Below are 17,898 nucleotides of genomic sequence, written 5' to 3'. Positions count from 1 at the left end.
AGAGAGGAAGCCGGGGCAGGGCGGCCATCGGGTGAATGCCGGCACTCGTGAGTCGGTGGCCGGCGGCGAGTTGAACATCAAGCAGATGGCGTTCGTGCGCGAGTACCTGGTCGACATGAACGCCACCCAGGCAGCCATACGGGCTGGCTACTCACCCAAGACAGCAAGATCGCAGGGGGAGCGACTGTTGACAAATGCTGCCATTCGGCGTGAGGTGGATGCTGGCGTCTCGGACTTGGCGGCCCGTGTGGGGCTGACGGCTGAGCGGATCCTGCGCGAGCGCATGCGTATTGCGTTCTTCGACCCGCGCAAGCTGCTGGACAACGAGGGCAACCCGAAGCCGCTGCAGGAGTTGGACGAGGACACTGCTGCAGCGATTGCCGGCCTGGAGGTGGTGCAGATGACCGGAAGCGACGAGACGCCCGGTGTGATCAGCTACGTCAAGAAGTACAAGCTGGCCGCCAAGGACACGAGCCTGGCAGCGCTGGAGAAGTTCGTCGGGCTTAACGAGAAGCCGGTGCGCTTTTGCCTGCCCAAGATCACGCGGGCGGAGGATTGCAGTCTTGCTCAGGCTGTGGTGCTCGATGGCCTGGCATCCGGCCGCCTGGGGGCAACCGAGGCCAAAGTGCTGTCTGACTTGATCGAGGGCCAGCGGCGTGCCTTCGAAACCCATGCCCTCATGCAGCGCATGGAGGCCATGGAGGCAGCCTTATCTCAGAGAGGGATCAGACCATGAGCATCACACTCCAGCGTCGACTGGATCGGTTGGAACACATGGTCAACCAGGTTGCGAAACCGAAGGGGCCGCGGAAGATCATCTTGCTGGCAGTGCCACCGGATGATGCGTCACCCAAAGCGATAGCATCATTCGAGGCGCAGTGCCAAGCCGCTAAGAAACGTGGAGGCGGTGTTATTGGATTGGTTGGGGTCAGGCCACGTTTGCGGGAGTAGCCTGCGCGACCGGGGGAGCCCACCGCGTGCCATTCGGCATCACGTGCGCGGCAAAAGCTGCGGAAGCAGAAGGTTGTCCACGGTGATGCAGAGAGCCCCGATAAAGAGGAGGAAGCTCACTACTCCAAGGGTGACGGCGAAACGTCCCAGCCAGATCAATGGCTTCGGGATGCTGATAGCCATTGCTTCCACCAGATCTACCTCTTGGGCGTCAAACCGCTTAATCGCCACGCTCATCGCGAACATGAGACCACGGGTGGCGAAGTACGAAAGGGCACGGATGAAGCCGCAAAGAACCACCCCGGCAATGAGTATGGCGATCGTGTGTGCCAACCAGGCGATCTCCATTTTCCCGCGATCACTCGACAGGAAGGCGAGGGCTGCAACCAGGCCGCCGCCATGCACAGAAAACAGGAATGTCTGGATCTGCTCGTTGGCAGAGTTGAACAGGTTGGCCCGGAACATCAGTTGCTCGAACAAACGCTGCCGCATCAACTGATGGCCTTCTGCTTCAGTGCTGAGATGGTCATTCATCCTGTCCTCCTCCTAGGCTGCAAACGGGGCTGTCAGAGCTTTGCCGCCCATGATCCAAACCTGACCATGGCCAAACCGACGATCACGCCCGCAATCGCGAACGCGTATCCACCAGCGGTGGTCGGAAAGGGCAGGACCTCCAGCGCCTTGGTCAGATCGATATTCATGCCTGTCGCATCCTCGACACGATTGACCCGCTTTGCCAGTCGCCAAGCTCCAAGCAGCATGCCGATGCTGAAGGTCAAGAGCACCGACCCGGCGGCCTGAAAGCACCGAGGGCAGCCGAACAAGACTCGAAAGAGCAGTTCCATGGTCAGGCAGCGTCCGTGTGAACTGATGACACGGCCGCATCCTCTGCATCGTCCTCGAGGTGTTCCTCAGCAGCCAGCACAGCAGCAAGGGCTGCCCGGCGCTGTTCAGCCGACGCATGACGCAGGGCCATGGTTTCGCGGTATTCCCTGGCGGCAGCCGTGATCGTGAACTCAGCCTCGACCCCCAGCTCGCTCAGCTTCTGTTTCACATCCGCCAGGCCAACCCTGAAGAACTCCTTGCGCGGATTGACCATGTTCACCCGTGTCTCGTTGAAAACCCGGTGCAGCGTCTTCTCCAGCGTGGGAGCGTCGTCGCTGTAGACCATCGCGTGGACGTCAAACTCAAACGGCACACTTGCATCCCCGAGTTCGCGCACTCGGTCCAGCGGATCCAGGCGACGGGTCATCCCGATCTTCAGCACTTCAGCACCGAATGAGCCCTCGTTGCTGATGACGTAGCAGTGGCCTGCCCTGGTTTGCTGAGCCATGGAAAGGGCGCGTGCGCTCTTGGCCTCTGCTTCCGCCAGGGCAGCCTGCAGGGATTGCAGGCGTTCCTCCATCTTGGCCCTGTCCTCCGCGGCGGCTGTCTCGAACCGACGCTGTGCCTCGGCCAGCGCTTTGCGAACGCGCTCTTCCTCCTTTGCCGCTGCACGCTGAGCGGTTTCGAACTCACGCTGGGCCCGTGCCTCTTCGCGGATGCGCTCCTTGATGGCTCGCTGTTCCTCTTGTTCCTTCTTCAGGAGCGCCTGGAACCGCCCGGCGGCCTGCAGCTCCGCCATCCGGGCGGCCAGATACTCGTCGGTCACCCGGGCATTGCGAAAGGCTGCCCCGTGGTAGTTGATGACGGCGCACGCATCCTTGATCTCTTGTGCCAGCTTGCCCACGTTGTCGACCTTGACCCGGGCGAGCACTGAGTCGACGGCGCCATTGAACGCATCAGCCACGAAACGCTTGGCGGTCGATGCACGCTTGGGCTCGGCGTAGTCGCATGCCGCGGCACGTCCCGTCTTGAGCAGGATCCGGGAATGCTCTCGTGCAGCTTTCAGATCGACCGCTGCATCGTTCGATCCGTAGGCTTCTGCCAGGCCCTCCAGCAGGAGCGCAGCCGGCTGAATGTAGCTGTCGTCGTAGCCGTTGAGTCGGTTCTCCAGGGCCGTGACAGACGCCAGCAAAGCCTGTTCCCTTCCAACCAGGGCCATCGCTTCGCTCGCCTTTTCTCGCGCAGCCTGCAGCACGGCATCCGCCTCCTGCTTTGCCCGTCGACTCATCGCGTCCGCGTCAATCTGGGCCTGCTTGGCTACATTCTCGGCAGCCGCCTTCGCCTTCGCTGTCAGATCAGCGGCCGCTGCGCGCAGGGCATCTGACTCCGCTTTCGCCTCAGCAATGTGCGCCGACGACAGCTCCCTGACGCGATCAAGAATCTTCTTGGCCTCGTCGTCTGCGTCTGCGACCTTCTCGAAGGGCTTGAGCCGCTCCGCGATCATCTGCGCGGCTTCCTTGGCGCGATTGGCCTCGGTGATCTCAAACTCCAGGGTGGTCACTCGGCGCTTCATGAGGTCCGACTCCCTCATCAGGCGCTTGCCGTTCAGGTGGCAGCGCACGAGGAAGAAGCCCAGAACAAACGGGCTGAAGGCAAGGACGATTGCAGCTATGTCGGTCATGAGGGCAGCTTGATCACGAGGCGTTCGCTCGATTCTGTCTGACCATCTCTGATCAATGTCTGATCAATTGCCGCATGGTGCGCAATGTGTCGCGTTCGGACACCAGACATCCCCAATATGTGGGACGGAGCGGCGCAGGTGCTGTCGTTTCAGGAGCGAAAACTAGCCTTAAAAGGCTTGGCCAATAACCCCTTATGCACGCGGTTTTGTGCTGAAATTGCTTCACCGCGAACCTGCCGCGTGGGATTCAAGACGGCAGGAAAAGGCGGGGCCAGAAGGTGCTGCAACACCATCCGGCCCCTGACCACCCAGCACGTTGGAGGTGCTCAATGGCTCAAGCAACTGTAACCCCTTCCCTGAACCAACCGGATGCCGATCGCATCAGCTTGGCGCTCGACGCACTCGGAGAACTTGAGATGCTGATGCGTGCCCAGGCTGCTTACATCAGGGACCAGGGTGCGCCCGAGGAAATGCTGGTGCTGCGCTCACATGCAATGCGCAGCCTGCAACTGGCGTCAGTGGCGATGGCCTCGCTGGGCGACATGGCCGACCCCATCGAAGGCCTGCAGGCTCGTCTCACCGGCCCGGTGTGATCCCAGTCTGACAATGTGCAACCTGTACGGGACTACCGATCGCGGCACTTTGCGGACCATGACGTTGGTCCGTGTGCCCGAGGCACTGCCAGACTGGGCGGCCGTGGTGGGGCCCCTGAGTCAGGGTGTGTACGTGCGTCAGCGCGGTGAGGCTGTCGTCGGGCAGTGGGGCATGATTCCGCCCGACTCGCCCACCAGACGGCCGACCAGCAAGAAAACCGGCCGGCCACTGTCGACCAACAATGCCCGGCGCGAGACGGTGGCTACCGCCTGGACGTTCAGGTTCCCATGGTCACGTGGCCAGCGCTGCCTCATCCCGGCCTGGTGGTTCCAGGAGCCCTATTGGGGCATCAGCCGGGCCGACATGATGACTAGGGCACCGAAGTCCACGCCCTGGCATTTTCGGCGGGCAGATGGCCTTCCGTGGATGCTGGCCGGCCTGTGGGCAGAGTGGACCGATCCAGCCACTGGCGAAGTCGTGCCGTCATACACGCTGCTGACCCAGAACTGCGACGGGCATCCGGTCCTGGAGCTGATGCACAAGCCCGAGCCGGATCTGCCGCCTGACCGTCAGGACAAGCGCACCGTGGTGCCCATCTGGGAGCAAGACCAGGACGCCTGGCTGCATGGCACCAAGGAGCAGGCCGCGGAGCTGATCAAGGTTCCCGCCCCCGACACCCTTGAACATGGGCCGGCAGACCCTGAGCGGGCTTTGTACCGGGCTCTGCCGCTGTAGGTTCAGCCGAACCGCTTGTGTGGTGGTGTCCCGTTCCCGGGGCCGAAGAGAGTGTTGTGCTGCTGCTGCGCCAGCTCGTCCAATGGGTCCGGCTCGTCGAATGCCTCGGACAAGTCCAGGGTGCGTACCAGCACCCACCAGGTCTGAGGGTGCGATCTGACTTTCGCCTTGGCGCTGCCGGGTACTCGGGAATACAGCTCAATCCCTTGGATGACCAGCCGGGTGCTGGCCGATCTGGTCGAGAAGCGACACGACAACGTGAAGCGATCCATTGAACGCCTTGCCGATCGTGGCGTCATCACACTCCCGCCATTGGCGGAAGTCCCCAACCATGGCCCGGGGCCGAAGACGGTGACGGTTTACCAGGTCGGCAAGCGTGACAGCTATGTGATCGTCGCCCAGCTCTCGCCTGAGTTCAATGCCAGGCTGGTGGACCGCTGCTCACGCCGCCATTCAATCCCGTTTCTCCATAGGCGAGCTCTGCGTCTCGACAGAAAACTTCACCGCTCTCCGAGAGTTTGTCCATCAGGGCGATTGCTTCTCCTCGTGTGGTCGGGTTGTCCAGTGAGTTCCGCAGCACCTGGATGGCTTCGCGCAGGTCAGCGAATCGATCTGCAGCGGCACCGAACATTTGCGAGGCGGAGTAGGTTTCAAAGCAGGTGTTCATGCTCGTTCTCATTGGTCGAGTGCAGAGGGCCAGCGTTTCAACCGTTTCAGCATCGGCGCGCCATTGACCGTGCGAACGCGGTAAACAGCAAGGGTCCCGCCGATGTTTGAAAGGCGTACGTATTGAAGGCCCTCGTGGTCTACCTCGCACACCTCGCCAGGCTGCTGGAGCTGCCCAGACCCATCCCAGGCCTTGAGGTATGCGGCAAGTGCACGGGATTCGATGAGATTCATGGCTTGGGCGTCTCGAGGTAGGTCGATACATGCGTTTGACAAACGCAGGTAATGTTATCCAGATTGGTGCGTTTGTCAAACGCAGATTGCCGCTCGCAGAATCTGTCACTCCTATGCTGCAGAGGCAGCCCCCGGTGGGTCCTGGCTGAGTTTCAACCCTCGGGGACTCTGGGGGGGGCTGCTGGGGATTGCCGAGAATCAACCGCGTGGTTCAAGCACCAATCGACTTCGCCAGCCTCGCCTTTGCAGGTGCTCGCGTGGTGCGACGGGGCCTCGATTTGCAGCGCTTTCGCGCCAGTTCTTGGCGCCCTGAGGATTTGAGCAAGTTCGTTCATTGCCTCCTGGAAGTCTGCGATTGCCATTTCACGCTGGACTTGCCTGGCCTGGTCAGGGGGCAGCCCCGGAAGCGGTCTCAGGGAACCATCCGGTGTGTACCCGACAAGCCGAGGCCCATCGGTGGTTTGCAGTGGGCCCTGGCTCCAGGTGCGAACTCGCCACCCAGGACCACGGCCAAGCCCGAGCTCCGTGAAGTCCCACGATTCCAGGTATCGGTCCACGTAAACGACGCGGCCGATGTTCGGCCATAGGCCTTTGACGATGACGGCCAGGCCGCCGGGCTGGATGTTCATGACTTGCTCCCGATCAAACGCTCCAGCTCTCCCACCTCCTGGGTGAACTCGTCAAGCAGGGGGCTCGACCATCCCGTGGCCAGCGCGTCGCGGCACGCGCGGTAGTACCAGAGCTGCTTTTCAGCCGACCCGTTGGGTGTACCCGCTGCGTCAATGCGCCAGAGACCGACCCCCTTGGTTCGGATGTCTCGCAGCGTATTGCTCAGGTTGTGCAGCTTGTCGGCCGTCACCACCAGGCGGGCGCGCGCCGGCTCAGTGCGCATCCTGCAGATGTACGCCTCCTTGCGCGTGCGCCAGGCGGGCTTGGGCGACTCGAACGTGTCGGTGCAGCACTCGACGATGGAGGCGACTTCCTCACCGAACATCACCCGGACCGTTTCCAGCATGGGCCGGCCGCCGCAATCCTCTGCTGCGTCGTGCAGCAGCGCGGCGATGGCCTGGTCTTCGTCACCGCCGTATTCCAGCACCAGGGCGCTGACGGCCATCAAGTGGGAAATGTAGGGAGCCCCGAGCCCTTTGCGGACCTGGGTGGCGTGGATCTGGTTGGCGAACTGCAGGGCCAGGGCAAACCGGGGCGAGAGCAGGGGGGCTGTGCTTCTGGGCATGGACGAGCTTCCTTTGTGCCAGGACTCCAAAGGACGACCAGCCGCGAACCTGGCTATCGCAGCCGGTCGGGAAGAGTTCAGGAAGGGAAGAAACGCGGCGAGAGCAGAGCGAGATTTCGCGTGCCGCAGTGTCATTGTAGGTCAGGGCGTGAGCTGTTGGCCGTGCTTGCAAGCCTGGTGATAGACTGCACCAGCGCTGTCACGCGCCCGGGTGAACCTCCCTGACCCGGCATCGGCTCTGATCCGATGTTGCACCCGGCCCTGAGCCGGGTTTTCTTTTGAGGAGTACCGGTGGACGATCCCAGCGAAGAAGTGCTTGCGGAAGCCATGAATACCGTCGAGCGAAACGACTTGACGTTCCGAGAGGAACGCGCGCGACGAATGATCTGGGCTTCAAGTCTTCCAAAAGCACCAGGCATGGTGATGGGGCGATTCGAACAACTGCACCTCGCGGAAGAGGCAAGATGGTGCTACATCGATGGGCGCTACGCGGCCACCGTCATGATCTCGTATGCAGTGATCGAACATTCCCTGGACGAAATCGCCGAGGCATTCATCGGCACCCGGTCATCTAAGAAGGGGCAGACCTCGATTGATGTGTGTCGCGAGGCCAGTTTGCTGGACAACGATCTGCTGGATCAGGCAGACAGGGTACGCGAGGTCCGCAATGCGCTTGGTCATTACAAGCCAGAAGCCAACCCCCATAGGGCAGTGAATCGCTCAAGAGACAAGAACATCTCTCCCCAGGTGATGCTTCAGGAAGACGCCAAGGATGCGCTGAAGGTCGCGATGTCGATGTTCGTGGCCACCCTGCGCCCGGCTGAGTTCTGAGCTGGGACTTGCAGCGCACCCCCAAAATTGGGGGGCTTGATGGTTCCGGTTCGTGACTCTGACAGGTATGGTGGAGTTACGAAATCTCACAAGGGGCCCACATGACGAGGATCGCCGTGCTTCTGACGGGTGCTGCGCTGCTGAGCGGCTGTGCCACTACACCCTCGTACCAAAATCCGAACATCGCCGACCCGATTGCGGCGAAGCGGCAGTTCGACATAGACGACGGCTACTGCACGGGTGTCTCCTCTGGGTCTGTCCCCATGCCCATGGTCAGAACCTATGTTCCCGGCCAGCAAGCCTACAAGATCAACGGGACGGGCAGCATGTTCACGCCAGGCGTGGGCACTTCGAGCTACGGCTACCAGGCGCGTGTCACGCCGGTACCAAATCCTGGGGCAGCCTTTGCAACCGGAATGGCCAACGGCATGAACATGGGCATCGCCATGCGAGCGGCTCAAGATCGGCAGCGTGTGTACCACGGGTGCATGGTTTCGCTGGGCTGGTCGAATGATCCAGAGGTGCTTGCCGCTGCGTCAAAGCCCAATGCGCCGGCGAAAGAGCCGGCTGGCCAGGATGTGGATGAAGAGCGTTGGCGCCAGGCCATCGAGACCTTCCTGGACATGGAGGCAGCCTCACCGGGCGGGATCGACTATCGCAAGGATCCGGCCAAGATGGACTTGTTGGATGCAACCGTCAGGGCTCTGGGAAGAGATCCGCGGCACCAGGATAAGTTGATGTCCTGGTTCCTGATGGAGGCAAACCGGATGGTGAAGACGGCCTATGGGCAAGCAAACTTGCTTGAGTCGACGGCGAAGTGAGCTTGACGGTGCGAGAATGAGAGTCTGCGGACGCTGGTTAGGTTCCGAAGATCAACAAACACAACACCGGGTAACTTACCGGGTAACCCTCACTTTCATTGGCAGCTTGATCCTTGATTTGAAAAGGGTTTTTCGTTGATTTCGATAGACCCCAGCCCATATGCCAAACAAGGCCACCATTTTCCAGAGGAAATGGTGGCCTTTTCCATTGGTTTGCATGGATTGGCGAGGGCGGCGGCATCCAGGGTCGCCGATTGCCTTGCATCCCCATGCTCGATCGGGTATGGTCAAAGGCTTTGGTACGTTTTTTCAACTTCGGCAGCAGGTTTCTTTTTGCTGCTGATCATTACGAGGAGTACTTTTCCATGGATCGTCGTTCCCTGATGAAGAATGCCGGGCTGGCCGGCGTGCTGGCTGCCGGTATCGCACCCGCGGTGCACGCGCAAGCGGCCGTTCGCTGGCGTCTGGCTTCCAGCTTCCCGAAGTCGCTGCCCACCATCTTTGGCTCGGCCGAGAAGTTCTCGGAGACGGTCAAGGCCTTGTCGGGTGGACGCTTCGAGGTGTCGATCCATGCCGCCGGTGAACTGGTGCCCGCCTTTGGCGTCGTCGATGCGATCCAGGACAACACGATCGAGATGGCCCAGACCGCTCCCTATTACTTCACCGGCAAGGACCCGATCTTCGCTTTCGGTTGCGCTGTGCCCTTTGGCCTGACCGCGCGCCACATGGATGCCTGGATGGAGCACGGCAACGGCCGCAAGCTGCTGGACGAGTTCTATGCCAAGTACAACATCCTGTCGATGAGCTCGGGCAACACCGGCACGCAGATGGGCGGCTGGTACCGCCGCGAGATCAAGAAGGTGTCCGACCTCAAGGGTCTGAAGATGCGTCTGGGTGGTGGCCTGTTCGGCGAAACCATGGCCAAGCTGGGCGTGGTCGCCCAGAACATGCCGGCCGGGGAGGTCTACCAGGCGCTGGAAAAGGGCACGCTGGACGCCACCGAATTCGTCGGTCCTTTCGATGACGAGAAGCTGGGCTTCAACAAGGTGGCGCCGTACTACTACTACCCCGGCTGGTGGGAAGGCGGTGCCGAGCTCGAGTTCTTCATCAACAAGAAGGCATTCGAGGCCCTGTCGGCCGAGAACAAGGCCATCGTCCGGGCCGCTGGCGCGGTGGCCGCACGCGACATGACCGCCAAGTACGATGCCCAGAACCCGGCCGCGCTCAAGCGTCTGGTGGCCGCCGGCACCAAGCTGCAAGGCTTCTCCAAGGAGATCATGGACGCTGGCTTCAAGGCCGCCATGGAGGTGTTCGCCGCTCATGAGGCCAAGTCGCCCGAGTTCAAGAAGATCCACCAGGACATGCGTGCCTTCCAGCGCGACCAGATCCTGTGGAGCAAATTCTCGGAGTGGCGTTACGACGGCTACATCGCCAACGCGAAAATCTGAGGACGGTCTGCTGAATGTCGCGAGCGTTGCTTGAGCTGCACGAGGTCCTGTTCAGCCAGGGCTTCGGCACCCGGCGGGTGTGCTGGGGACTGGTTCAGCAGGGGCTGGTGCAGCTCGGTGAAGACCGGCAGCCTTGCGAGGACCCGGCCCAGGCGGTTGACACCGCCGGGCTGGTGTTCTGGGTGCAGGGTGAGCGCTGGACATATCACGCACAGGCGTATCTGATGCTGCACAAGCCGACTGGCTTTGAGTGCTCGCACAAGCCCGGTGCCCATCCCAGCATCTACACCTTGCTGCCCGCGCCGCTGCGACAGCGCGGCGGATCGGCGGCGGCCGGCGTGCAGGCGGTGGGGCGTCTGGATCAGGACACCACCGGCCTCTTGTTGCTGTCGGATGATGGCAAGTTCATCCATCGGATGACGTCACCCCGGCACCATGTGCCCAAGGTCTATGAGGCGGGTCTCAAGCACCCTGTGACAGACAATCTGCTCGGCAAGTTGCTGGAAGGGGTGGTGCTGGACGATGACCCCAAGGCGGTGAAGGCATCATCCTGTCGTCGTCTCGACAGTCATCTGCTGGAGCTGGTGCTGACCGAGGGCAAGTACCACCAGGTCAAGCGCATGGTGGCGGCGGCAGGCAACCGGGTCGAGACACTGCACCGCAGCGCCATCGGAGCGCTGGAACTGCCTGCTTCCCTGGCACCTGGTCAATGGCGCTGGTTGACCCCGGAGGAAGTGGCTGCCTTGTCAGCCAAACAGCCGGGCGGGTGAGGGTGCGCCCACGCCGGTCGACGGCATCGGCTCAGAGCAGCTCGCCCTTGCGGCTGTCCAAGGGCTGCAGGAACGAGTTCTCTCCACCCCAGTTGGAATGGAAGTCGCTGCGCGGTTCGACCGTGCTGGGAGGCCAGGTGGACAACGGAGTGAAATCACTCTGCCGATTCTTGCGCTGGCGGTCGATGGCGGTGCGAAGATTGTTTTGAGCCGCCATCGCTCGCTCTTCCATTTCCCGCTCACGCATGGATTGGGCCAAGGGGGTCTCTCCCAGGAACTCGCCCCGGATCTCGGCCACGGTGGGCAGGCTGTCGGCGCGGACGATCCAGTAGGGAAGCCCGCACTGGGTCAGCAGGGAATGTTTGATCTGGCGGACCGTTCGGGAGATGCCCCCACGTCCGGGCACGTCGACGCAACCGATCACCCGCCCGTCCGAGCGGCAGATGGTGAAGGTGCAGTAGACGCTGCCTAGCAGGGTGTACCAGGCTTTTCCCTGGTCCGGATCCCTGGGCAACGTGAACCGCGTCACGGGCAGTTTGACCATGACATGGTGGTCGTAGAAGGTGCGTGCCAGCCAGTGCCAGACCCGCGTTTCCTCGGTGTTGGCCAGCGGCCTGGCGGTCAGCGGCCAATGTTTGGGGATGCGGCGGCGTCGCCTGGCGCTGCGCTCGGCCCAGACGTGATGGCCCCAGGCGCCCAGCGCCAGCAGCGGGGGTGCCAGCGCGGTGAGCAACCAGGGGTCAAGGACGTCGACGGAAGACATGAGAATGCGTTGGCAGGGTTTTGTATCCAATTGTGTGCAATTGGCGCACAAAACACCATCCGACCGCAATCCAAGGATTGGGGATGTGTGAACTCTTTGGTATTTTTACCGCGAATTCATCACATCGCCGGTCCGATGCGCGATTTGACAGATGCCGGATGCGTCTCAAACGCCAGCAAGAAATTCGGCGACGGCGTCCGTCAGGCGGTCTGGCTGGTCCCGGTGGGGGCTGTGGCCGCACTGGTCGAGGACGAGCAGTTCGGCGGCTGGGAGGTGTTGTCGGATGTCCTCGACCTGGCGCAGGCTGCCATAAGGGTCGTCAATGCCCTGAATGGCGAGCACAGGCGCCTGGATGGCCGCGCATTCCTGGCGAATATCGAACGACCGGAAGGATTCGCTGAGCCAGATGTCGTTCCATTGCCAGAAAGCGTTGTCGACGTCGTGGTGGTAGCGGGAAAGACGTTCGCGCAGGCTGCCGGGCGATTGATGGTCCAGGTACTGCTGGCGGGCCGTGTCGATGGCCTGGATGGTCATCTCCTCCACGAAAACGTGGGGAGCCATGACGACGCAGGCCGCCACCGGATGTTGGGTGGCGTGCAGGAGCGCAATCGTGCCCCCGTCTGAGTGGCCGATCAGCACCGGACGGCGGATGTCGAGCGCGGCGAGCAGCCGGGGCAGGACGTCTCTGGCCTCACGGTGCATGTAGTCGACCTCATGGCGGCCGACATGCCAGAAGCCTTCGATCCGGGATGGGCCTCTGACGTCCGGCACCGGATCGGATCCTCCGTAACCACGCCGCGAATACACCCAACCTGCGCGCCCGGTGCGCTCACACAGTTCACGGGGCCAGTCCCGCCCCCGCTGTGGCCACATGGCCACGCTGCCCAGGCCCTCGTGCAGGAAGACCAGTGGTTCCCGGTGCGGATCGCCAGGATGGCAAGCCACTTCCAGATCCACGCCCTCGATGTTGATGCGCCTCATGGGAGCATGCTAGCGCAGATGCCCGACGCGGCGTAGCCCCCGGTGGCCGGCACACGCGGGAAACCCGCTATGCTGCAGGCATGAGACACATGCTTGACGCTTTCTGGCGCGCCGTGGCCTATTGCATGCATCCACGGGTCATTGGTCTTTCGATGCTGCCGCTGGCCCTGATGACCCTGCTGTCGTTTGGTCTGGGCTACTTCTTCTGGCAATCCAGTGTGCAGGCGGTGGAGCTCTGGCTCTCGGGCCTGGGCTTCTATCAGACCTTGTCCGGGTGGTTGTCCGGCATGGGGCTGTCTGGCGCCCTGACGCTGTTACCAGCCTCGCTGGTGCTGATGCTGGCCACGCCGGCCATCCTGGTGGTGAGTCTCCTGCTGGTGGCCGCGTTCATGACCTCTGCCATGGCCGAACTCGTGGCCCAGCGCAGGTTCCCCTCGCTGGAACGCAAGCGCGGCGGATCCATGCTGGCGGCGATCTGGTGGTCGCTGGTCTCGACGGTGGTGGCGGTGCTGGCCCTGTTGGCCTCGATGCCCCTGTGGCTCATCCCTCCGCTGATTCTGGTCCTGCCGCCCCTGATCTGGGGATGGTTGACCTACCGCGTGTTCGCGTTCGATTCGCTGGCCGCCCACGCCAGCCGCGAAGAGCGACAGACCATCCTGAAGGAACATCGGGGTAGCCTGCTGGCCATGGGGGTTCTGACGGGCTACCTGGGGGCTGCACCGAGCCTGCTGTGGGCATCGGGTGCGCTGTTCGTGGCCCTGGCGCCTGTGCTGGTGCCTCTGGCGATCTGGATTTACACGCTGGTGTTTGCACTGGCCTCTCTGTGGTTTTCCCACTTCACGCTGTCCGCACTGGAGGCGCTGCGCAGCAGGGCGGGCCCCGTCGAAGTCCTGGATCCGCAGGAGGGATCCTTGCCGTCGGGAACCCCTCCCGGTGGGGCGCCGCAGGAGCCGCCGCCGGTCTTGCCTCCTGCATCTTCCCGTTGAGCCAAGTTTCTGAACACCATGACAGACACCAGCAAGCTGCCCCCTTCCTTCGGGCTGATCATCATCGGGGATGAAATCCTGTCGGGAAAGCGGGCCGACAAGCACCTGCCCAAGGTGATCGAGCTGCTGGCTGCCAGGGGGCTGACACTGTCCTGGTCGCGCTGTGTCGGCGATGATCGACGCCGCATCACGGCGGCCCTGGCCGATGCCTTTGCGTCAGACGACATCGTGTTTTCCTGTGGTGGCATCGGCGCCACGCCCGATGACCATACGCGCCAGTGTGCCGCCGCCGCGCTGGGGGTGCCCTTGGCGCTTCATCCGCAAGCCCGTCTGTTGATCGAAGAGCGCATGCAGGACGTGGCCCGGGAGCAGGGCGTACCCTATGAGCCCGAACGCGCCGACAATGTGCATCGGCTCAACATGGGGGTGTTTCCGCAAGTGGCACGGATCATTCCCAACCCCTACAACAAGATTCCCGGGTTCACGTGTGATGGCACCGGCGGCGGTGCGGTGCACTTCGTGCCAGGATTTCCGGTCATGGCCTGGCCGATGATCGAACACTTGCTGGATACCGAATACCGTGCCTGGCATCGAGGCCCGGGCGACTGGGTCGAGCGTTCCGTGGTGGTGTTTGGCGCCATGGAAGCGACGCTCACGCCGTTGATGGAGGCGATCGAGCGGGATCACCCTGTCAAGGTGTTCAGCCTGCCCAGTGTCGATCACCCGACCTGGGGTCGGCACATTGAGCTGGGGGTCAAGGGCCCTTCGTCTGCCGTGCCGCTGGCATATGGGCAACTGATGGCAGGGTTGCGGGGGCATGGTGCGCAGCTTGGCCCCGAATTGGTGCGATAAGGGGCTCACCAAACCGGTGCGCTGCGCTCTATTGCACCACAAGCGTGCATTGCTTGACTTGGGCCGAGGCCAGGGCGGTGCGACGCATCGATATCGGTGCGCACGAAAGCTGTTTCTTGTGCGCTGGCCAAGGAGGATAATCGTCACGCCGTGTTTTCAGGCGTCAGGCTGAGTCCCCCGTGGTCAGTTCTTGGCATGGAAACTGCTTAGGCAAGGACATCCGACCGTTTTTCCACCCAACCCGACTCAGGAGCAATTGATGGCCAAGACCGCCGCCGACGTGATTCAGCTGGTGAAAGACAACGACGTGAAGTTCGTTGATTTCCGTTTCACCGATACCCGTGGCAAGTGGCAACACATCACCATTCCGGTCTCCCAGTTCAGCGAGGACAAGTTCGAAGAAGGTCAGGCCTTTGATGGCTCCTCGATTGCTGGCTGGAAGGGCATTGAAGCGTCCGACATGCTGCTGATGCCCGATGCCGGTTCCGTCTTCATCGATCCCTTCGTCGAAGAAACCACCGCTGTGCTGGTTTGCGACGTGATCGAGCCGACCGACGGCAAGGCCTATGAGCGCGATCCGCGTTCCATCGCCAAGCGCGCCGAAACCTACCTCAAGGCCACCGGCCTGGGCGATGTGGCCTTCTTTGGTCCGGAACCCGAGTTCTTCCTGTTCGACGAAGTTCGCTGGAGCAATGAGCCCGGCCACAGCTTCTACCAGATCGAAGAGTACGAAGCACCGTGGAACAGCGGCGCCAAAATCGAAGGTGGCAACCGCGGCCACCGTCCGCGCACCAAGGGCGGCTACTTCCCGGTCGCGCCGGTGGACAGCACCATCGACATGCGCAACGAGATGGTCCAGATCCTGGAAGCCGTGGGCGTGCCGGTCGAAGTGCACCACCACGAAGTGGCTGGCGCCGGCCAGTGTGAAATCGGTACCCGCTTCTCGACTCTGGTCGAGCGCGCCGACTGGACCCTGCTGCAGAAGTACGTGATCCAGAACGTGGCCAACGCCTACGGCAAAACCGCCACCTTCATGCCCAAGCCCTACCACGGTGACAACGGTTCCGGCATGCACGTGCACCAGTCGATCTGGAAGGATGGCAAGAACCTGTTCGCGGGCAGTGGCTACGCTGGTCTGAGCGAGTTCGCCCTGTACTACATCGGCGGCATCATCAAGCACGCCCGTGCCCTGAATGCCATCACCAACCCGGGTACCAACAGCTACAAGCGTCTGGTGCCGCACTTCGAAGCCCCGGTCAAGCTGGCCTACTCGGCCAAGAACCGCTCGGCTTCTATCCGCATCCCCAACGTGGCGTCGGACAAGGCCCGTCGCGTGGAAGCCCGCTTCCCCGATCCGCTGATGAACCCCTATCTGGGTTTTGCGGCCCTGTTGATGGCCGGTCTGGACGGCGTGGAGAACAAGATCCATCCGGGCGAGGCCGCTACCAAGGACCTGTACCACCTGCCGCCGGAAGAGGACAAGCTGGTCCCGACCGTCTGCCACAGCCTGGACCAGGCCCTGGATCATCTGGACAAGGACCGTGCCTTCCTGACCAAGGGCGGCGTGTTCACCGATGCCTGGATCGATGCCTACATCGAGCTGAAGATGACCGAGGTCACCCGTGCCCGCGTGGAAGTGTCCCCGGTCGAGTACGACATGTACTACAGCCTGTGATCGCTGACCGGACAGACTCTCTGCCCGGACGACGATACCCAAGGACGGCCTCGGCCGTCCTTTTTTTACGCCTGTTCGATGGCGTTGCGTCAAATGCAACAGTGGGCACTTTCCATCCGGAATTCGGTCATACTCAAAAATTCACGTGCGCCAAGGCGCAGGAGTGCGAAATTTGTCCCTGATGAAAGACTTCCGAGCTGTCCGTTGGATGTTGGCCGCGCTGGTCCTGGGTCACGGCGCTGCTGCGCTCGCCCAAGGCAAGATCTACCGATGTGGCAACGAGTACACCAACGATCCCAAGCTGGCCAAGGAGAAGGGCTGCAAGCTGATGGAGGGTGGCAACATCACCATCATCCAGGGGACCACACCACGCGGCTCGGGCGAGGGTGGCGCCACGCGCAGCAGCACCGCCGCACCGCGTCCTGCGCCGCCAGCGTCCGCCGAGCAGAGGGCCAGGGACAGCGATGCCCGTGCCATCCTGGAAACAGAGCTGCGCAGGGCGCAGGAGCGGCTGGCCGAGGCGCGCAAGGCCTACGCGGATGGCAACCCCGAGAAACAGGGCATCGAGGGTCGCAACCATCAGCGCTATCTGGACCGGGTTGCCGAACTGAAGGCGGCTGTGGGTCGCGCCGAGGCCGACGTGGCTGGTATCGAGCGGGAACTGTCCCGTTTACCTGGGGGCAACCCGCCGGCGGCGCAGGGCGCCCGTTGAAAGCCGCTGGATGAAAGGCAAGAGGGCCGCAGACCAGGCGAGCACGCCTTTGGAAGACCCGCAGGTTTCGCCCGAAGACCGGCTGGCGCGGCGCTTTCAGTCACTGGACCTGCTGGCCACGCTGGTGGCGGTGGTGTCGCCGGATGGTGGCATCCTGTTTGTCAATGCAGCCCTTGAGGATGCGTTAGGCATTTCCCGTCGCAGCATGGCGGGTGTCAGTTTTCCAGACTGGTTCACCGAACCCCAGCAGCTGGTCAATGCCCTGCAGGGCGCCAAAGGCAACGAGTTTGCGGCCCTGCGTTATGACGCCTGGCTCAAACGGCTCGGTCACGATCCTCTGCAGGTGCATGTGGTGGTGGCGCAAACCGAGACACCGTCCGAGGTGGTGGTGGAGTTGCTGCCGCTGGAGTTGCAGACCCGACAGGAACGAGAAGAGCGGCTGATCGACCAGGCACAGGCCAACAAGGAACTCATCCGTAACCTGGCGCACGAGATCAAGAACCCGCTGGGCGGCATTCGTGGGGCGGCACAACTGCTGCAGATGGAGCTCGAATCCCGGGAGCTGATCGAGTACACGCAGGTGATCATCCACGAGGCGGATCGTCTGCAGTCGCTGGTCGATCGCCTGCTGGCACCGCACCGCCGGCCACATGTGGTGGGCGACGTGAACATCCATGAGGTGTGCGAGCGGGTGCGATCCCTCATCCTGGCGGAGTTTCCCAAGGGCCTGAGGGTGGTGCGCGACTACGATACCTCGATCCCCGAGTTCAGGGGTGATCGGGAGCAACTGATCCAGGCCGTCCTGAACATCGCCCACAACGCGGCGCAGGCGCTGGCCGAACGGATCGCCGCGGGAGACGCTCAGATCATCTTCCGCACGCGGGTGGGTCGGCAGGTGACCTTCGGCAAGCAGCGCTATAGGCTGGCACTGGAATTGCATGTGATCGACAACGGGCCCGGCGTACCGGACTCGATCAAGGATCGCATCTTCTTCCCTCTGGTATCAGGGCGCGATGGTGGATCCGGTCTGGGGTTGACGCTGGCGCAGACGTTTGTTCAGCAGCACCACGGTCTGATCGAGTGTGAGAGTGTGCCGGGCCAGACGGATTTCAAGATCCTGATTCCGTTGCCATGAACAA

At 62.4% G+C, this 17,898-nt stretch carries 21 protein-coding genes; 12 read left to right on the top strand and 9 right to left on the bottom strand.

The window, feature by feature from the left end; genetic code table 11:
- Positions 1-31: 31 nt before the first annotated feature.
- Entirely contained in the window at positions 32-736 is a 705-nt protein-coding gene (locus ACFQNJ_RS02070) for a terminase small subunit (RefSeq protein ID WP_382253437.1), read from the top strand.
- A 254-nt stretch (positions 737-990) separates the two neighbouring features.
- Here ACFQNJ_RS02070 and ACFQNJ_RS02065 read toward each other — a convergent pair whose 3' ends face one another.
- From ACFQNJ_RS02065 to ACFQNJ_RS02055, 3 genes are read right to left on the bottom strand one after another with little or no spacing between them, the layout of a single operon-like run.
- Positions 991-1,485, bottom strand: coding sequence for a hypothetical protein (locus tag ACFQNJ_RS02065; RefSeq protein WP_382253435.1), 495 nt, complete (start codon positions 1,483-1,485; stop codon positions 991-993).
- 32 nt (positions 1,486-1,517) lie between these two features.
- A complete protein-coding gene (locus tag ACFQNJ_RS02060) occupies positions 1,518-1,796 on the bottom strand; it encodes a hypothetical protein (RefSeq protein ID WP_382253433.1) in 279 nt (92 codons plus the stop codon).
- Positions 1,797-1,798: 2 nt separating this feature from the next.
- Positions 1,799-3,457, bottom strand: coding sequence for an SNIPE associated domain-containing protein (locus ACFQNJ_RS02055; RefSeq protein ID WP_382253431.1), 1,659 nt, complete (start codon positions 3,455-3,457; stop codon positions 1,799-1,801).
- Between the two features lie 416 nt (positions 3,458-3,873).
- On the opposite strand from ACFQNJ_RS02055, the gene ACFQNJ_RS02050 reads away from it, so the two are divergent.
- Both ACFQNJ_RS02050 and ACFQNJ_RS02045 read left to right on the top strand, forming a co-directional pair.
- The gene (locus ACFQNJ_RS02050; protein WP_382253429.1) at positions 3,874-4,050 is read left to right on the top strand and encodes a hypothetical protein; all 177 of its coding nucleotides are present in this window, start codon (positions 3,874-3,876) and stop codon (positions 4,048-4,050) included.
- Between the two features lie 58 nt (positions 4,051-4,108).
- The gene (locus ACFQNJ_RS02045) at positions 4,109-4,786 is read left to right on the top strand and encodes an SOS response-associated peptidase family protein (RefSeq protein ID WP_374638881.1); all 678 of its coding nucleotides are present in this window, start codon (positions 4,109-4,111) and stop codon (positions 4,784-4,786) included.
- 2 nt (positions 4,787-4,788) lie between these two features.
- On the opposite strand, the gene ACFQNJ_RS02040 is transcribed toward ACFQNJ_RS02045, so the two are convergent.
- The 4 genes from ACFQNJ_RS02040 to ACFQNJ_RS02025 all read right to left on the bottom strand — a co-directional run bounded on the left by ACFQNJ_RS02040 (position 4,789) and on the right by ACFQNJ_RS02025 (position 6,920).
- A complete protein-coding gene (locus ACFQNJ_RS02040) occupies positions 4,789-5,058 on the bottom strand; it encodes a hypothetical protein (protein ID WP_382253427.1) in 270 nt (89 codons plus the stop codon).
- Positions 5,059-5,201: 143 nt separating this feature from the next.
- A complete protein-coding gene (locus tag ACFQNJ_RS02035; protein WP_374638883.1) occupies positions 5,202-5,453 on the bottom strand; it encodes a hypothetical protein in 252 nt (83 codons plus the stop codon).
- A gap of 8 nt (positions 5,454-5,461) precedes the next feature.
- Positions 5,462-5,686, bottom strand: coding sequence for a hypothetical protein (locus ACFQNJ_RS02030; RefSeq protein ID WP_374638885.1), 225 nt, complete (start codon positions 5,684-5,686; stop codon positions 5,462-5,464).
- A 625-nt stretch (positions 5,687-6,311) separates the two neighbouring features.
- Positions 6,312-6,920 carry an HD domain-containing protein gene (locus ACFQNJ_RS02025; protein WP_374638887.1) on the bottom strand — a complete coding sequence of 203 codons (609 nt, stop codon included), beginning with the start codon at positions 6,918-6,920 and terminating at the stop codon, positions 6,312-6,314.
- Between the two features lie 291 nt (positions 6,921-7,211).
- Here ACFQNJ_RS02025 and ACFQNJ_RS02020 point away from each other — a divergent pair, with 291 nt between their 5' ends.
- The 4 genes from ACFQNJ_RS02020 to ACFQNJ_RS02005 all read left to right on the top strand — a co-directional run bounded on the left by ACFQNJ_RS02020 (position 7,212) and on the right by ACFQNJ_RS02005 (position 10,790).
- Complete coding sequence (locus ACFQNJ_RS02020) at positions 7,212-7,751, top strand: hypothetical protein (RefSeq protein WP_382253425.1); 540 nt, start codon at positions 7,212-7,214, stop codon at positions 7,749-7,751.
- Positions 7,752-7,852: 101 nt separating this feature from the next.
- Positions 7,853-8,572: a hypothetical protein gene (locus ACFQNJ_RS02015; RefSeq protein ID WP_382253423.1), complete on the top strand. Its 720-nt coding sequence runs from the start codon at positions 7,853-7,855 to the stop codon at positions 8,570-8,572.
- A gap of 365 nt (positions 8,573-8,937) precedes the next feature.
- The gene (locus ACFQNJ_RS02010) at positions 8,938-10,020 is read left to right on the top strand and encodes a TRAP transporter substrate-binding protein (protein WP_382253421.1); all 1,083 of its coding nucleotides are present in this window, start codon (positions 8,938-8,940) and stop codon (positions 10,018-10,020) included.
- A 14-nt stretch (positions 10,021-10,034) separates the two neighbouring features.
- Positions 10,035-10,790 (top strand): 16S rRNA pseudouridine(516) synthase, encoded by a 756-nt coding sequence (locus ACFQNJ_RS02005; RefSeq protein WP_382253419.1) that lies wholly within the window; start codon positions 10,035-10,037, stop codon positions 10,788-10,790.
- Between the two features lie 31 nt (positions 10,791-10,821).
- On the opposite strand, the gene ACFQNJ_RS02000 is transcribed toward ACFQNJ_RS02005, so the two are convergent.
- Positions 10,822-11,553: a DUF2726 domain-containing protein gene (locus tag ACFQNJ_RS02000; protein ID WP_382253417.1), complete on the bottom strand. Its 732-nt coding sequence runs from the start codon at positions 11,551-11,553 to the stop codon at positions 10,822-10,824.
- Between the two features lie 165 nt (positions 11,554-11,718).
- Positions 11,719-12,534, bottom strand: coding sequence for an alpha/beta fold hydrolase (locus ACFQNJ_RS01995; RefSeq protein ID WP_374638895.1), 816 nt, complete (start codon positions 12,532-12,534; stop codon positions 11,719-11,721).
- Positions 12,535-12,614: 80 nt separating this feature from the next.
- On the opposite strand from ACFQNJ_RS01995, the gene ACFQNJ_RS01990 reads away from it, so the two are divergent.
- The 5 genes from ACFQNJ_RS01990 (at position 12,615) to glnL (ending at position 17,894) form a co-directional block, all read left to right on the top strand.
- Positions 12,615-13,520 carry an EI24 domain-containing protein gene (locus ACFQNJ_RS01990; RefSeq protein WP_382253414.1) on the top strand — a complete coding sequence of 302 codons (906 nt, stop codon included), beginning with the start codon at positions 12,615-12,617 and terminating at the stop codon, positions 13,518-13,520.
- An 18-nt stretch (positions 13,521-13,538) separates the two neighbouring features.
- Positions 13,539-14,372, top strand: coding sequence for a competence/damage-inducible protein A (locus tag ACFQNJ_RS01985; protein WP_382253413.1), 834 nt, complete (start codon positions 13,539-13,541; stop codon positions 14,370-14,372).
- A gap of 259 nt (positions 14,373-14,631) precedes the next feature.
- Positions 14,632-16,047: a type I glutamate--ammonia ligase gene (gene glnA / locus ACFQNJ_RS01980; RefSeq protein WP_374638898.1), complete on the top strand. Its 1,416-nt coding sequence runs from the start codon at positions 14,632-14,634 to the stop codon at positions 16,045-16,047.
- A gap of 181 nt (positions 16,048-16,228) precedes the next feature.
- On the top strand, positions 16,229-16,759 hold the full coding sequence (locus tag ACFQNJ_RS01975) for a hypothetical protein (RefSeq protein WP_382253411.1): 531 nt from the start codon (positions 16,229-16,231) through the stop codon (positions 16,757-16,759).
- A gap of 10 nt (positions 16,760-16,769) precedes the next feature.
- A complete protein-coding gene (gene glnL, locus ACFQNJ_RS01970) occupies positions 16,770-17,894 on the top strand; it encodes a nitrogen regulation protein NR(II) (protein WP_374638900.1) in 1,125 nt (374 codons plus the stop codon).
- The last annotated feature ends 4 nt before the right edge of the window (positions 17,895-17,898 follow it).

The organism is Hydrogenophaga bisanensis (genome assembly GCF_042665135.1).
GTDB classification, from domain to species: Bacteria; Pseudomonadota; Gammaproteobacteria; order Burkholderiales; family Burkholderiaceae_C; genus Hydrogenophaga; species Hydrogenophaga bisanensis.
This window is presented reverse-complemented; position numbering and strand designations above follow the sequence as displayed.

What these genes read in the sequence shown, in the direction of transcription:
- ACFQNJ_RS02065 (WP_382253435.1), bottom strand. Translation starts at nt 1,485, where the DNA reads ATGAATGACCATCTCAGCACTGAAGCAGAAGGCCATCAGTTGATGCGG.
- ACFQNJ_RS02060 (WP_382253433.1), bottom strand. Translation starts at nt 1,796, where the DNA reads ATGGAACTGCTCTTTCGAGTCTTGTTCGGCTGCCCTCGGTGCTTTCAG.
- ACFQNJ_RS02055 (WP_382253431.1), bottom strand. Translation starts at nt 3,457, where the DNA reads ATGACCGACATAGCTGCAATCGTCCTTGCCTTCAGCCCGTTTGTTCTG.
- ACFQNJ_RS02050 (WP_382253429.1), top strand. Translation starts at nt 3,874, where the DNA reads ATGCTGATGCGTGCCCAGGCTGCTTACATCAGGGACCAGGGTGCGCCC.
- ACFQNJ_RS02045 (WP_374638881.1), top strand. Translation starts at nt 4,109, where the DNA reads ATGACGTTGGTCCGTGTGCCCGAGGCACTGCCAGACTGGGCGGCCGTG.
- ACFQNJ_RS02040 (WP_382253427.1), bottom strand. Translation starts at nt 5,058, where the DNA reads ATGGATCGCTTCACGTTGTCGTGTCGCTTCTCGACCAGATCGGCCAGC.
- ACFQNJ_RS02035 (WP_374638883.1), bottom strand. Translation starts at nt 5,453, where the DNA reads ATGAACACCTGCTTTGAAACCTACTCCGCCTCGCAAATGTTCGGTGCC.
- ACFQNJ_RS02030 (WP_374638885.1), bottom strand. Translation starts at nt 5,686, where the DNA reads ATGAATCTCATCGAATCCCGTGCACTTGCCGCATACCTCAAGGCCTGG.
- ACFQNJ_RS02025 (WP_374638887.1), bottom strand. Translation starts at nt 6,920, where the DNA reads ATGCCCAGAAGCACAGCCCCCCTGCTCTCGCCCCGGTTTGCCCTGGCC.
- ACFQNJ_RS02015 (WP_382253423.1), top strand. Translation starts at nt 7,853, where the DNA reads ATGACGAGGATCGCCGTGCTTCTGACGGGTGCTGCGCTGCTGAGCGGC.
- ACFQNJ_RS02010 (WP_382253421.1), top strand. Translation starts at nt 8,938, where the DNA reads ATGGATCGTCGTTCCCTGATGAAGAATGCCGGGCTGGCCGGCGTGCTG.
- ACFQNJ_RS02005 (WP_382253419.1), top strand. Translation starts at nt 10,035, where the DNA reads ATGTCGCGAGCGTTGCTTGAGCTGCACGAGGTCCTGTTCAGCCAGGGC.
- ACFQNJ_RS02000 (WP_382253417.1), bottom strand. Translation starts at nt 11,553, where the DNA reads ATGTCTTCCGTCGACGTCCTTGACCCCTGGTTGCTCACCGCGCTGGCA.
- ACFQNJ_RS01995 (WP_374638895.1), bottom strand. Translation starts at nt 12,534, where the DNA reads ATGAGGCGCATCAACATCGAGGGCGTGGATCTGGAAGTGGCTTGCCAT.
- ACFQNJ_RS01990 (WP_382253414.1), top strand. Translation starts at nt 12,615, where the DNA reads ATGAGACACATGCTTGACGCTTTCTGGCGCGCCGTGGCCTATTGCATG.
- ACFQNJ_RS01985 (WP_382253413.1), top strand. Translation starts at nt 13,539, where the DNA reads ATGACAGACACCAGCAAGCTGCCCCCTTCCTTCGGGCTGATCATCATC.
- glnA (WP_374638898.1), top strand. Translation starts at nt 14,632, where the DNA reads ATGGCCAAGACCGCCGCCGACGTGATTCAGCTGGTGAAAGACAACGAC.
- ACFQNJ_RS01975 (WP_382253411.1), top strand. Translation starts at nt 16,229, where the DNA reads ATGAAAGACTTCCGAGCTGTCCGTTGGATGTTGGCCGCGCTGGTCCTG.
- glnL (WP_374638900.1), top strand. Translation starts at nt 16,770, where the DNA reads ATGAAAGGCAAGAGGGCCGCAGACCAGGCGAGCACGCCTTTGGAAGAC.